9 protein-coding genes are annotated in these 9,896 nt (G+C 73.9%); 3 read left to right on the forward strand and 6 right to left on the reverse strand.

The features are described 5' to 3' along the window. Positions 1-139 precede the first annotated feature (139 nt). Positions 140-1,282: a glycosyltransferase family 4 protein gene (locus ACFVT2_RS42910; protein ID WP_390027856.1), complete on the reverse strand. Its 1,143-nt coding sequence runs from the start codon at positions 1,280-1,282 to the stop codon at positions 140-142. Between the two features lie 206 nt (positions 1,283-1,488). Between ACFVT2_RS42910 and ACFVT2_RS42915 the strand changes: the two genes are divergently transcribed. Then, positions 1,489-2,850 (forward strand): glycosyltransferase 87 family protein, encoded by a 1,362-nt coding sequence (locus ACFVT2_RS42915; RefSeq protein ID WP_390027843.1) that lies wholly within the window; start codon positions 1,489-1,491, stop codon positions 2,848-2,850. On the opposite strand, the gene ACFVT2_RS42920 is transcribed toward ACFVT2_RS42915, so the two are convergent. From ACFVT2_RS42920 to ACFVT2_RS42940, 5 genes are all read right to left on the reverse strand, one after another. Further along, complete coding sequence (locus ACFVT2_RS42920; protein ID WP_390027845.1) at positions 2,807-4,201, reverse strand: hypothetical protein; 1,395 nt, start codon at positions 4,199-4,201, stop codon at positions 2,807-2,809. The genes ACFVT2_RS42915 and ACFVT2_RS42920 overlap by 44 nt on opposite strands. Positions 4,202-4,254: 53 nt before the next feature. Continuing rightward, positions 4,255-5,343: an NlpC/P60 family protein gene (locus tag ACFVT2_RS42925; RefSeq protein ID WP_390027847.1), complete on the reverse strand. Its 1,089-nt coding sequence runs from the start codon at positions 5,341-5,343 to the stop codon at positions 4,255-4,257. Positions 5,344-5,578: 235 nt separating this feature from the next. Beyond that, positions 5,579-6,604, reverse strand: a complete 1,026-nt coding sequence (locus ACFVT2_RS42930) for an NlpC/P60 family protein (RefSeq protein WP_390027849.1) — start codon at positions 6,602-6,604, stop codon at positions 5,579-5,581. A 306-nt stretch (positions 6,605-6,910) separates the two neighbouring features. Beyond that, a complete protein-coding gene (locus tag ACFVT2_RS42935; protein ID WP_390027851.1) occupies positions 6,911-8,284 on the reverse strand; it encodes an NYN domain-containing protein in 1,374 nt (457 codons plus the stop codon). An 18-nt stretch (positions 8,285-8,302) separates the two neighbouring features. Beyond that, positions 8,303-8,542 carry a hypothetical protein gene (locus tag ACFVT2_RS42940; protein ID WP_390027852.1) on the reverse strand — a complete coding sequence of 80 codons (240 nt, stop codon included), beginning with the start codon at positions 8,540-8,542 and terminating at the stop codon, positions 8,303-8,305. A gap of 194 nt (positions 8,543-8,736) precedes the next feature. Between ACFVT2_RS42940 and ACFVT2_RS42945 the strand changes: the two genes are divergently transcribed. Both ACFVT2_RS42945 and ACFVT2_RS42950 read left to right on the forward strand, forming a co-directional pair. Further along, positions 8,737-9,468: a rhomboid family intramembrane serine protease gene (locus ACFVT2_RS42945; protein WP_390027854.1), complete on the forward strand. Its 732-nt coding sequence runs from the start codon at positions 8,737-8,739 to the stop codon at positions 9,466-9,468. Continuing rightward, the gene (locus ACFVT2_RS42950; RefSeq protein WP_067352498.1) at positions 9,465-9,746 is read left to right on the forward strand and encodes an Lrp/AsnC family transcriptional regulator; all 282 of its coding nucleotides are present in this window, start codon (positions 9,465-9,467) and stop codon (positions 9,744-9,746) included. The genes ACFVT2_RS42945 and ACFVT2_RS42950 overlap by 4 nt, the downstream gene beginning before the upstream one ends. Positions 9,747-9,896: the final 150 nt, after the last annotated feature.

Genomic DNA, 9,896 nt, shown 5'->3' on the forward strand with positions numbered 1-9,896 from the left:
CCAACCCGGGGGCTGCCCGCGCCCGCCGCGGGGGCCCCTGGGGGGGTTAAACCGCGTCGGGCCCGCCCCCCTTTTCGGGGGGGGGCAACCTGCGCGTTCCAGCCACCGGCGACAAGCGCCACGGGCACCCCGCCGTGCGCTACAGCAACTCCCGCAGCCGCTCCGCCAGCAGGTCCCAGCGCCACTTCTCCTCCACCCAGGCACGGCCGCGCGCACCCATGGTGCGGCGCAGGTCGGGGTCCTTGAGGAGGGTGATGATGCGGTCCGCGGCGGCCGCCGCGGAACCGCCGGGGACCACCCAGCCGGTCTCGCCGTCCAGGACCGCGTCGGGGGCACCGCCCGAGTCGCCCGCCACCACCGGGAGCCCGGTGGCGGACGCCTCCAGGTAGACGATGCCCAGGCCCTCCACGTCCAGCCCGCCGCGGCGGGTGCGGCAGGGCATCGCGAAGACGTCGCCCGCACCGTAGTGGGCGGGCAGCGCCTCCCACGGGACGGCACCGGTGAAGCGGACCGCGTCGGCGACGCCCTTCTCCAGGGCCAGCGCGTGCAGGTGCTCCTCGTACGGGCCGCCGCCGACGACCAACAGCACCGCGTCCGGCACCGCGGAGCGGATCGCCGGCATCGCCTCGATCAGGGTGTCCTGCCCCTTGCGCGGGACGAGCCGGGAGACGCAGACCACGACCGGCCGGTCGGCGAGCCCGAGCCGGGCCCGTACCGCGTCGCCGCCCGAATCCGGGTGGAAGGTCTTCTCGTCGACGCCGGGCGGCAGTTGGACCATCCGGGCGGCGGCGTCCGGGGTGAGCGCGGCGGCGATCCGCGAGCGGGTGTACTCGCCGAGGTAGGTGAGGGTGTCGGTGTGCTCGCCGATCCGGCGCAGCAGCTGCCGGGCGGCGGGCAGCTGCGCCCAGCCGGCCTCGTGGCCGTGGGTGGTCGCCACGATCCGGCGGGCACCGGCCGCGCGGAGCGCCGGCGCCATCAGCCCGAGCGGCGCGGCGGCCCCGAACCACACCGAGGAACAGCCGTGCTCGCGCAGCAGGGAGACCGCCCGCCGGGTCACCCGCGGCGTCGGCAGCAGCATCGTGGTGGCGTCCCGGACCACCGGGAACGGCTGCTCGGCATCGAAGGCGGCGGTGGCCGCGCGGCCCTCCTCGCCCCGCTTCCAGGTGGAGGCGTAGACGACGACCCGGTCGGGGTCCAGCCGCAGCGCCATGCTGTGCAGGAACGCCTGGATTCCACCGGGCCGGGGCGGGAAGTCGTTGGTGACGATGAGGGTCTTGTGCACGGTGGTCTCTCGGCGGTCGGCGGTCTCTCGATGATCGGCGGTCACGCGGCGAACGGTGCGCGGGGCGGCCCGGCCGGTCCTGGGCCGACAGTACCGGGTGGGCGGCCCGGACCTGGCGGCGCGCCCCGCCACGCCCGCGCCCGGCCTGCCCGGCCGCGCCCCGGCCCTCCCGGCATCATGCAGGCACGACGACCGACGGGGTGACGATGACCAGCACCGAAAGCAGCGCGGGCGCGTCCGAGGACCCTCCGCGGTGCACGGCGGTGGCCCGGACCGCGCAGGCCACCCGGGCCGCCCGGATCTCCCGGTCGGCAGCGGCGGCCTGGGCGGTCTGGGCCGCGACCCGGGCGCTGCTCCTGCTGTGCGTCTTCCGGGTGCTGGCGCTCCCCGGGCCGGACGTCACCACCGACGTCTCGGGGATCTACCAGGGCTGGGCCGAGGTCCTGAGATCCGGCACCTTCCCCCTGGACGACGTCACCTGGCAGTACCCGCCGGCCGCCGCGCTGCCCGTCCTCGCCCCCGACCTGCTGCCGTTCCTCCCCTACGCCACCGCGTTCTTCGTCCTGGTGCTGGCCGTGGACGCGGCGGCGCTGGCGCTCTTCCTACGGGCCGGCCGCGCACCGGGGCACCGCCGGACCGGGGCCTGGGCGTGGGTGGCCGGCGTCGCCCTGCTGGGCCCGACCGCCTACGCCCGTTACGACCTGATGGTGGCGGCGGTGGCCGCGGCGGCGCTGTTCGCGGCCGTCCGCCACCCGCGTACCGCGGGCGCCCTGCTCGCCTTCGGCGCGCTGCTGAAGGTCTGGCCGGTACTGCTGCTGACCGGGGCGCCGCTCCGCGGCCGCCGGGCCCGCGCCCTGTGGTGGAGCGCCGCGGGCTGGGCCGCGGGACTGACACTGACCGCGGTCGTGGCGGCGCCGGGCGCGCTCTCCTTCGTCACCTTCCAGCGCGACCGCGGCACGGAGGTCGAGTCGCTGGGCGCGCTGGTCCTCCACGTCGCCCGGCACGCCGGCTGGCCCGGCGAGGTGCAACTCCACTACGGCTCACTGGAGTTCCTCGGCCCTGGCGTCCCCCTGGTCAGCTCCCTCGCGCTGGTGCTGTCCGGTGCCGCGCTGGCCTGGCTGCTCCACTGGCGGCTGCGCGCCGGCAGGTTCGGCGAGCTCAGCCCCGCGACGCGCGGCGACGCGGCCTTCACCGCCGTCCTGCTCTTCACCACCACCAGCCGGGTGATCAGCCCGCAGTACCTGCTGTGGCTGGTCGGGCTGGCCGCGGTCTGCCTGACCGTGCGGGCGAGCCGGCAGGGCCTGCCGGCCGTGCTGGTGCTGCTGGCCACCGGCGTGACCCTGCTGGAGTTCCCGGTCTGCTTCGGGGACGTGGTGACGAGCGACGCCCGGGGCATCACGCTGCTGGTGCTGCGCAACGGCCTGCTGGTGGCCGCGTCCCTGCTCGCCTGCCGCCGGCTGCACGTCGCCACCGGTCGGGGCCGGGCCGCGGACCCGACCGGGGTGCCCGGCGCCCGCCCCTCGCTCAGCCCAGCTCGTGACGCACATACGCGCGCCACATCGCGGTGAACTCGGCCAGCCCGACGCCGAGTTGCTCGCGCATCGCGCGCTCCACCGGTCCGCTGCGGTCGGTCGGCCGGGCACTGCCGCTGCCCACCGCCGGGGTGGCCGGGGCGGCCGGGGCCGTGGGAGTGGCGGTCCGGGCCTCCATGGGTGCCGTCGCCGGACCGGCCGCCGCAGTACGGAGCCCGCGCCGCCCGGTGTCCCGGTAGAAGGCGATCAGCCGGGCCTCGCCCCACTTCTCCGCGATCAGCCGACAGGCCAACCAGCCGCCCTCGTACGCCTTGGCCAACCGCTCCGCACCGGCCCGGAAGCCGAAGTCGTCGTCGCCCGGCAGCCGCGTGGGCACCCTCCCAGCCGTGACCGCGCGGGAGAGTTCCGGCGCGGTGGTGGTGGGCCGGCGGCGCACCTCCCGATAGGCGACCCAGTCCGCGAACCCCTCGGAGAGCCACAACGGGGTGGCGGGCGTGGTGAGCGCCCGGGTGGCGACGTGGGTCGTCTCGTGGGTGAGGACGACCGTCCGCCCCAGGTCGTTGAGTTCCTCGTACGCGTCCGGGTTGACGATCACCCGGTCCGCGGGGGCCGCGCCCGCCGTGCCCGCCTCCCCGGTGGTGACCGCCGCGATCCCGGCGTACCCGGACGGATCGTCACTGCCCATCAGCTGCGCCATCCGCCCGACGCTGTCGGGCGCCTCCACCACCACCTTCCCCGCCCACGTGCCCTTCCAGGCCGCGGAGACCGCGGGCACCGCCGCGTCCACCCGCTTCGCCAGGTCACGCAGCCGCGCCGGGTCCCCGTCCCCGCCCAGGACCAGGCTGTACCGGCCGCGGACCAACCGGACCGGGCCCTGGTCCCACAGCTGGCGGGTGTCGCCCTTGCCATCGGCCGCGCCGTCGGAGTCGGAGGCGACCAGCCAGCGCCCACGGCGCTCGGTGAGGGTGAGGTACTGGAAGCTGGTGACCGGCGCGGTGTCGAAGCCCTTGAGGCGGTAGCGCAGCCGCACCTGCGCGGCCAACCGCCGGCCGTCGCCCATCGGGAGCGAGTAGGCGCCGGTGGAGACCAGGTCGTAGCGCCAGTCGGCGAGCGGGACGGCGGCCAGGTGGTCGAAGACCGCGCGCTGCCGGCTGCGGAAGCCGGTGGCGCGGGGGTCGACGGAGGCCAGGAAGGCCGTGGGGTCGTGCCGCCGGACGGCGTCGGCCCGCGCGTCGAGCATCTGCTGGGCCCCCGGGTACTGGTCGGTGGGCCCGTCCGCCGGGGCGCAGCCGGTGAGCTGGACCAGCAGCGCCAGTAGCGGCACCGCGCAGCCGACCGCCCGCGCGGCCCGCCACGGCCGCCTGCGCCGCGCCCTCTGCTCCGCCATGCGGCCGATCGTAAGGGCCGCCCGGCCGGGGCAACACCGCAGGGGGTCGTGGCTCAGGGCCGGGTGATCGCCGAGATCGGCATCATGCCGACCGGGTCGTAGCGCACCCGGGCACCGGGATAGGGCGCGTGCACGACCTGCCCGTTGCCGACGTACATCCCGACGTGGCTGGCGTCCGTGCGGTAGATGACCAGGTCGCCGGGTCGGGCCTGGGACAGCGGGACCCGGGCTCCGGCGCCGCGCTGGGCCTGGGAGGTGCGCGGCAGCGAGACCCCGGCCTGGCTGTAGGCCCATTGGGTGAGTCCGGAGCAGTCGAACGACGAGGGGCCGGTGCTGCCCCAGGCGTACGGGGCGCCGACCGCGGCACGCGCCGCGGCGACCGCCGCCGAGGCCCGGTCCGAGCCCGCCACGATCCCGGAGAGGTCGGGGATGATCTCGTCCCGCCCGTCGCTGCGGGAGGCCCGGTCGTAGGCCGCCCGGGCCCGCGTGGGCAGGGCGTTGAGCAGCCGCTGCGCGGTGGCCAGCTTCCGCTGGACGTCCTTCTTGTGGAGGGCCACCTCGGCGCGGCCGGCCTCCAGCTCGGCCAGTTTCCGGGCCGCCTCGTGGCGTTGCTGCTCCAGTTGCCGGGTCGCGGCCTGGAGCCGGTGCAGTTCGTGGGCCTGGGCGCCGCTCAGCCGGTCCAGGGCGGCCGCCTTCTCCAGGTAGCTGTCGGGCCGTTCGGAGAGCAACAGCCGGACGGTGGGGTCGAGCCCGCCGGACCGGTACTGGGCGGCGGCCACCGCGCCGAGCCGGGCCCGCATCCGGTTGACCCGCTCCTGGGTCCGGGCGGTGCGGTCCTGGAGCGCCGACACCTGGTCACGCAGCTCCTTGGTGTAGGCGCTGGCGCCGTTGTACTTCTCGGTGGCCCGCTCGGCCTCCTCGTAGAGCTTGCCGACCTGGGCGGCGGCGCTCTCCCGGCCGGCCGACGAAGCAGGGGGCGCGGCGAGCGCCGCTCCCGTGGCGCCGGTGCGCGCACCGGAAGGGTCGGCGCTGGCCGGTGTGGCCGACAGCGCGGCGGCCGCGGTCGCCAGGGCGGCGGACAGGACGGTGACCGAGGCGAGGGTGGTCTGGCCGCGCTGCGAGGTACGGCGATGGGACACCACGAGGGCCGCAACTCCTTCCGTGTGCAGCCCCTGCCGTCCGGGCGGGACGGTCGGTGATCCGGCAGCTGCGAGGGCAGACAGTAACCATGTCGCGGTACGCCGACCAAAGCCCGCTTTCCGTACCCAAAAAGCCGCTCCGCCGGTGACTTCGCAGGTCACCGGCGGAGCGGCAGGTCAGCGGCGGAGGCCGCAATTCGCCCGATCGGGCGGCAGGTTGCGGGGGTTGTGAAGCTTTTCAGACCCGCACGCCGAACTGGAACGGCATGTTGTTGATCGACTCGTAGCGCACCGCGGCGCCCGGCTTCGGGGCGTGCAGCACGGTGCCGTTGCCGGCGTAGAGGCCGATGTGGTGCAGGTCGCCGTAGAAGAGCACCAGGTCGCCGGGCTTGAGGGCGCTCTCGGAGCCGATCCGGGTGCCGGCGTTGGCCTGCTCCTGCGAGGTGCGCGGAATCGACGTGCCGGCCTGCGCGTACGCCCAGGAGGTCAGACCCGAGCAGTCGAAGGAGGACGGGCCGGTGGCGCCCCAGACGTACGGGGAGCCTATCTTCGACTGGGCGGCCGACAGGGCGGCCGCACCGCGCTGCGAGGCGGGCACGTCGTTGCCGAGGTCGACCCGGTCGTTGCTGCGGTTGGCCCGGTCGTCCGCGGCCTGCATGGCCGCCCGCTCCTTGGCGGTCAGCGTGTTGAGCAGCTCCTGCGCCTTGGCGAGCTTGCCCTTGATCTCGTCCTTCTTGTCACCGAGCGACTTGCGGGTCTCGGAGAGGTCCTGGATCTTGCTCGCGGCCTCCGCGCGCTCCTGGGCGAGCTGGCGCTGCTTGTCCGCGATCGTCTTGAGCTGTTCGGCCTGCTTGCCGCTCAACTGGTCGAGGGTGGCGGCCTTTTCGAGGTAGGTGTCCGGGTCGCCGGAGAGGAACAGCTGCACCGAGGGGTCGATGCTGCCGCTGCGGTACTGACCGGAGGCGATGGCACCCAGGCCCTTGCGGAGCTGGTTCAGCTCGCCCTGGCCGCGGGCGACCTTGTCCTGGAGGTCGTCGACCTCTTTTTGGAGCTTGTCCTGCTGCTCCTTGACGCCGTTGTACTTCTCGGTGGCCTGCTCCGCGTCGTTGTAGAGCTTGTCGACCTCGGACTTGACGTCCTTCTTCGACTGGCTCGGATCGGCGTGGGCCGCCTGGGACGAGAGGACGACGGCCGCTGCGGCGGTCGCGGTGAGCACGGTCACGCGAGTACGGCTCGGCTGCTTGGGTCGACGGTGGGACGCCACGGGGGCGAGCTCCTTCTTCCTCCAGCCGCCTACCGGGAGTGGGGGGGACTAAGGCCCCGGCTCCGCGCGAACGCCACGGACTCGGCGGTACCTTCACTGACCATCCCGGTTGGATGATCACCTGTATGAAGGTTCGAGGCCCGACCTTAGTAACCGAGTTGTGATCGCTTCAAATCCTCCCGGGGAAAAACTGCCCCACGGAGCCCATCTTTTACCAACATCACACGGCCAGTGAGCGGCATCTGACGCTCCGATACGAAGCGCGAGCGGGTGCCGCCGGCACCATTCCGGTCAACGTGTGAAATGTCAGGTTCGCGCAAGTCGCTTGAGCAACAGGGCCGATGCGACCGGCCGGGCGCCCGCCTTGGCGACCCCGTCGGCCACCTCCCGGTCCGCGGAGACCACCACCACCGGGCGGCCCGGCGGCTCCGCGCGGACCAGCTGACGGATCAGCTCGTCGGCCGTCACGCCTGCCTTGCTGAACAGCACCCGCACCCCACGCGGCGGCGCCAACAGCACCGGCGCGGCCAGCTCCGCCCCGTCGAAGACACAGGTCATCTCCGCGCCGGTCTGGGCCGCCAGCACCGCCAGGCCACCCAGCAGCCGCAGCCGCTGCTTCTCCAACGGCATGGTCGGATAGCCAGTCTTGGTGACGTTGTAGCCGTCGACCACCATGTGCGCCTGGGGCAGCGCCAGAAGCTGGTCCAGCAGCGCCGGATCGGTCTCCGACAGCGCCCGGGTCGCGATGTCCTTGGGCGTCATCCGGCCCGGCGCGACCGCGTCGACGGTGTCCGCCGGGCGGCCCGCGGCGGGCGGCAGCGCCAGCTCGCGGCGGAGCCCCTGGGCCGCGTCCAGCACGGTGTCCAACAGCAGCCGCAGCCGCATGTCCTCGACGCTGCGGCCCTCGCGGGCGGAGCGGCGGCTGGTCTCCAGCGCCGCCTCGGCCTCCGCGATCCGGGCCTTGAGCCGGCGCAGTTCGCTGTCGGCGGCGGCCTTCTCGGTCGCCGCCCGCTCCCGGGCCTCGCTCAGCGCGGCCTCGGCCTTGCGGACCGCCGCCTCCCCGCGCCGCACGTCACTGAGCGCGCTGCGCAGCTTGCGCTGGAACGACTCGTTCTCCTTACGGGTCGCCTCCAGGTCCGCCCGGACCCGGTCCGCCTCCGTACGGGCCTCACCGCGCGCCTGCGCCAGCTCCTCGCGCAGCCGGGCCAACTCCCGCTCGGCCTCCTCGCCGACCCGCTCGGCGCGCACCCGCTGCGCCTCCTCGCCGGCCGCCGCGACCAGCTTGACCCAGCCCTCGGGACGCAGCACGTACGCCGCGGCCGCGACGTCCAGCGGATCGGCGGCGGCCGGCGGGGTCCCCTGCTCCAGGGCGTCGGCGAGCTCCGGCTGGGCCTCCCGGAGCTTGCCCGCGATCCGCTGCCGGAAGACCGCGTCGCCCTCCAGCGCCGCGGCCATCGCGTTCCCGGCGAACTTGGCCCGACGGGTCGGGGTGAAACGGGCGTACTGCCGCAATGGGGGCGGGAGTTCGGCGACCGTCAGCGCCCCGAACCACTCCGCGGTGAGCGCCACGACACGGCGCCGTACGCCCTCGGGCAGTGGCTGGTCGAGCACCTCGTCGGCCACCCCTCCGGGCGCGTCCGCACGCTCCGCCCCCGGCTCCCCTTCTGGACGTTCCACCACGGCTGCATCGCTCCGATCTCAGGCGCTCGCGCCCGGACGGTCCACCAGCTCGATCTGGTCGACCGCGTTGCACCAGCGGCAGCGCACGGACTCGATGGTCTCGCTGACGACCTCGCGCTCCTCCACCGTCGGCTCACCGGCCAGATCCAGGTGCATGTACTCCACGACCTTGGACCGGCGGGTCACGTCGAACCGGGTGAGGTTGCCGCAGAGCGTGCAACGCCACCGGGTTTCCGCCGTCGGCAGGGGAACAGCCATCGTGTCGTCCTCTTTCGTGCTCATCGGGCTCGTGCAGCGGTGCGGTTCGCGCGGTACGCCGTCGGACTGCGGAAATACGCAACGTACTGCCTGTAACCCTACGGCCTGACAGCGGGCCGGCGCGGGCCCGCCCGGCAGCCGGGACGCGGCGAGGCGCTCTGTCCCGTGTGCCCGCATTACGCCATGATCACTTCATGACGGCGCCGGTCCACCCCGCCCGCTCGCTCCGCGCGGTGTTCTCACGGATGACGAATGTGCTGATCGGGCTCTGCTGCGCGCTCTTCGTGCTCGGCCCGGTCTCCGGCCTGAACCACACGTACGGCACCGGGCACGCGCTGCTCCACGCCCAGACCAGGTACTTCGAGCACTGGGGCGTGATTCCGTTCGATCTGTGGAGCGGCTCGCCGAGGGCCCTGCTCACCCCGCTCACCGCGCTGTTCGTCCACGGAAGCTGGCTGCACCTGCTCGGCAACATCCTGTTCCTGTACGTCTTCGGCGCCATGACCGAGACGCGGATGGGCCGGCTCCCGTTCACCGCCTTCTACCTGGCCGTCGGCTATCTGGCGCTGCTGGGTTACGCGGTCGCGCACGCCGGTTCGAACCAGACCCTGGTCGGCGCCTCCGGATCGATCTCCGGCGTCCTGGGCGCCTTCCTCTTCCTCTTCCCGCGGGCCCGGGTCACCAGCCTCTTCCCGTTCCTGTTCTTCCTGCCGCTGCGCTTCCCGGCCTGGATCGTGCTGCTGTTCTGGTTCTTCCTCCAGTGGCACGCGGCCCGGCACGACCCGGCCGGCCCCGGCGTCGCCTACCTCGCCCACGTCGTCGGCTTCGCCCTGGGCTTCCTCTACGCGTGGGCCCGCTACGGGCGGGATACTGTGGGTGCCACCAGGGGCAATGGAGTATCGGCCGAGGGAGAGAGCCAGCCGTGATCACGTCGATCGTGCTCATCAAGACCAGCGTGGACCAGATCCCGGAGATCGCCGAGCAGATCGCCGCACTGGAAGGCGTCAGCGAGGTCTACTCCGTCACCGGCGCCCACGACCTGATCGCGATGGTGCGCGTCGCCAACCACGACGACCTCGCCGACGTCATCCCCGGCCGGATCAGCAAGGTCCCGGGCGTCGCCTCCACCGAAACGCACATCGCGTTCCGCACGTATTCCCAGCACGACCTCGAAGCGGCGTTCTCTATCGGGCTCGACGCGTAGCGCTGCGCTTGGCTGGGCCCAGCACGTTGTCGGCCGTCCCGCCGTGGGGGTTCGCGTTTTGCGCCTGCGGCGCGGGGCCGCTGCGCGGGCTGTTCGGCCGCGGTGTCGGGGCTGTGGGGTGGGGGTGTGCCGGACTGCTTCGCTTTACGT

Origin of the sequence: Streptomyces sp. NPDC058000, assembly GCF_042886435.1 — a bacterium.
In the GTDB taxonomy this organism is placed as follows: domain Bacteria; phylum Actinomycetota; class Actinomycetes; order Streptomycetales; family Streptomycetaceae; genus Streptomyces.

Coding starts and splice junctions, on each gene's coding strand:
- ACFVT2_RS42915 (WP_390027843.1), top strand. CDS start 1,489: ATGACCAGCACCGAAAGCAGCGCGGGCGCGTCCGAGGACCCTCCGCGG.
- ACFVT2_RS42920 (WP_390027845.1), bottom strand. CDS start 4,201: ATGGCGGAGCAGAGGGCGCGGCGCAGGCGGCCGTGGCGGGCCGCGCGG.
- ACFVT2_RS42940 (WP_390027852.1), bottom strand. CDS start 8,542: ATGGCTGTTCCCCTGCCGACGGCGGAAACCCGGTGGCGTTGCACGCTC.
- ACFVT2_RS42945 (WP_390027854.1), top strand. CDS start 8,737: ATGACGGCGCCGGTCCACCCCGCCCGCTCGCTCCGCGCGGTGTTCTCA.